The organism is Chitinophaga sp., from assembly GCF_036566945.1.
Classification (GTDB): Bacteria; Bacteroidota; Bacteroidia; order Chitinophagales; family Chitinophagaceae; genus Chitinophaga.
The window spans coordinates 1-2,492 of sequence record NZ_DATCVJ010001087.1 but is presented as its reverse complement, the minus strand read 5'-3'; the positions used below and the strand labels follow the sequence as shown (position 1 = coordinate 2,492).

The 2,492-nt window shown below is 42.7% G+C and carries 4 protein-coding genes; all 4 read right to left on the bottom strand.

Translation table 11 applies throughout. The features are described 5' to 3' along the window. The coding region (locus VIP81_RS32750; RefSeq protein WP_331972234.1) for an acyl-CoA thioesterase at positions 1-337 on the bottom strand (337 nt) is incomplete at its 3' end. 3 nt (positions 338-340) lie between these two features. Then, positions 341-1,090, bottom strand: a complete 750-nt coding sequence (locus tag VIP81_RS32745) for a hypothetical protein (protein ID WP_331972231.1) — start codon at positions 1,088-1,090, stop codon at positions 341-343. 5 nt (positions 1,091-1,095) lie between these two features. Next, positions 1,096-1,521, bottom strand: coding sequence for a 3-hydroxyacyl-ACP dehydratase (locus tag VIP81_RS32740; RefSeq protein WP_331972228.1), 426 nt, complete (start codon positions 1,519-1,521; stop codon positions 1,096-1,098). 75 nt (positions 1,522-1,596) lie between these two features. Further along, a partial coding sequence (locus VIP81_RS32735; protein WP_331972225.1) for a hypothetical protein occupies positions 1,597-2,492 on the bottom strand: 896 nt, incomplete at its 5' end.

Below are 2,492 nucleotides of genomic sequence, written 5' to 3'. Positions count from 1 at the left end.
ACACCTGGACAGAAGATCCTTTTGCTACGATTTCACCAGTTGCCGGATTGGTAAGAATATATTCAAATTTTATTTTGGCGGCCATATCATCCACGTACTTTGTTTCTACCACTACCCTATCGCCATAGCGTAAAGAGCGTTTGTAATCACATTGTATGTTCACGACCGGAACACTATATCCCTGTTCAAAAATATCCAGGTAACGTAGTCCGTATTTTTCGCCAAAAGCTTCTCTTCCGTCTTCAAAATACTGCACATAATGCCCGTGCCATACTATTCCCAGCGGATCTGCTTCATTAAATCGTATTAGTATGTTCGTGCTGGCTGTGAGTGTCATGATCTATCCTTTCTTCTTTGCTGGTTTCTTTGTTTCTTTTGTTGCTACTTTGGTGTCTTTCTTTTCTGCCGGTGCCACTACCGGTTTTTCTTCTTCCGCATCTTTGGTATCTGCGTATTTGGTTCTCATTTTATTATAATCATCGCTTACATCGTCCATTACATCTTTAAAAGGAGCGAGCCAGTAGTTGCGCCATCCGAAAGAAATTTTATTGGCTTTACCTACGTAACGTTCTGTCATCAGCACATTTTTGCGGTCCAGGTCTACAATGGTTAACCACATAGCGGCGCTTTTAGCTGTTTTGCTCAGCGCTTCCACTACGAATAAAACACCGATACCATGTTTGCCGGAGAAATCATAAGATTTTACCACTTTGGTGATATCTTCTGGTTTCAGGCGTTCAAAATCGGCAGATTCATCTGATAAAAAGCCGTCCGGCTTGATGGCTTCATTGCGCTTGTTCACCAGGGTAATGCTGGTATTATATTTTTCGCGGTGAAACATACCGGGGATATCATACTTTTTCTGTTCGTTCACGATGGCCTGGTTGATGGCGGTGAGATCATGCTCTACGATCGCATCTGTTTTAGCGGCAGCATCACCAATGAGTTTTGTTTGTGTAAAATCTGCTCCCAGCCAGGTGAAAGAAGAATCTTTGTTGTCCAGAAAGTTTTTTAATTTTTGAGCATGGGCATCCATGGCGAACATGCTTAAAACAATCAATGGTAGTGCGATAAATGTTCTACAGTTCATATTAACTATATTATGGGATTGATAAAGATTTTCATTTCGCATTGTGCCATTACGCGGCCTTCAAACATCACTTTTCCAGTTACCATGGTAGCGTTGAATACTTCACCGCCGATTTCCGTGGTAGTTTCAATCATTTGCCCTGCAGGAGGGAGTTCCAGGATTTCCAGGTCTTTCACTGCGCCAATAAATCCCAGTGGAACGGGACTATTTTCCTGTTTGGCAATATATCCGATGCGGGCAGCCGCTGTTTGCGCAATGTTTTCCATCAGGCCGGGAGCAGTAAGGACTCCATTCTCCACAAAAATATTATCGGCTGCAATGTGAAGACCGGTACGGGTTACGGGGCCATTTACTTCCAGGATACCACTAATCATCACAATAGGAGTACGCTGAGGAATATATGCGGTTATATCATCTGTATGAATAAACATCTGCGCAAGTTATTATTAAAAATTAAACACGAAATAAATTGAATTATACGAAATAATTAACAGTAAAAACACGCATTATTCCCAAAAATCGTAATAATTAAACCATTGCACGGGGTAACGCTGTACTTTTTCTTCTACGCGCTGTACAAAATCATGAAGGGAGGTTTCCACTCCTTCGTTACGGCGCCCATGATATTGACGGGGTTCAGTCGCATAGAAATGGTAATGAGTAGCAGATTCCTTAAAGGCAAACACCACGGAAACCGGCACCCGGAAGGTAGCGGCCAGCAGGAAGGGGCCCATAGGAAAACGGGCATCCTGCCCCAAAAAGGAAGTCGTCAGTGTTTTATTACCGGGTAAAAAACGATCGGCATGCATACATACCATTTCCTTGTTACTCAAGGCTTCATTGATGGCGTAGATATGAGACAAATCGTCTTTTATGACTATAATATTCATGTTACGGTCACCGGTAATACCAGACAGGTAATCCTTGATGCGCTGGTGTTCTCCATCAAACATCACAATATTGATACGGGTTTGCAGGCGTTTAAAGAGATGTCCGGCTACTTCCCAGTTACCCAGGTGGGCGCTCAGTAATATGCCGCCCTTACCACCGGCAATCATTTCACGTAAATAATGTTCACCCTCAAATTCAAAAGTAAATTTATTGGACATGTTGGCCATCACCACCACCTTGTCTATCAACGTTTGGCCAAACACATGATAATTACGGTACAGACTAAGCAATGCGCGCCACCTGCCGTATCCTATTTTTGTACGGAAATAATGATAGAGAGGTTTTGAGGAGCTCCAGGAAAATGCGAAGAAATAGAAAGCCACGAACCTAAGCAACAGATAAGCCGGCATTACTCCCCCATGATTAAGCAGGAAAACAAAACAACTATATCCAAACTTGCTTCCTTTTGACTTTCCTTGCCAGGAAGGCATTATACCAGTTCTTTTTGTTG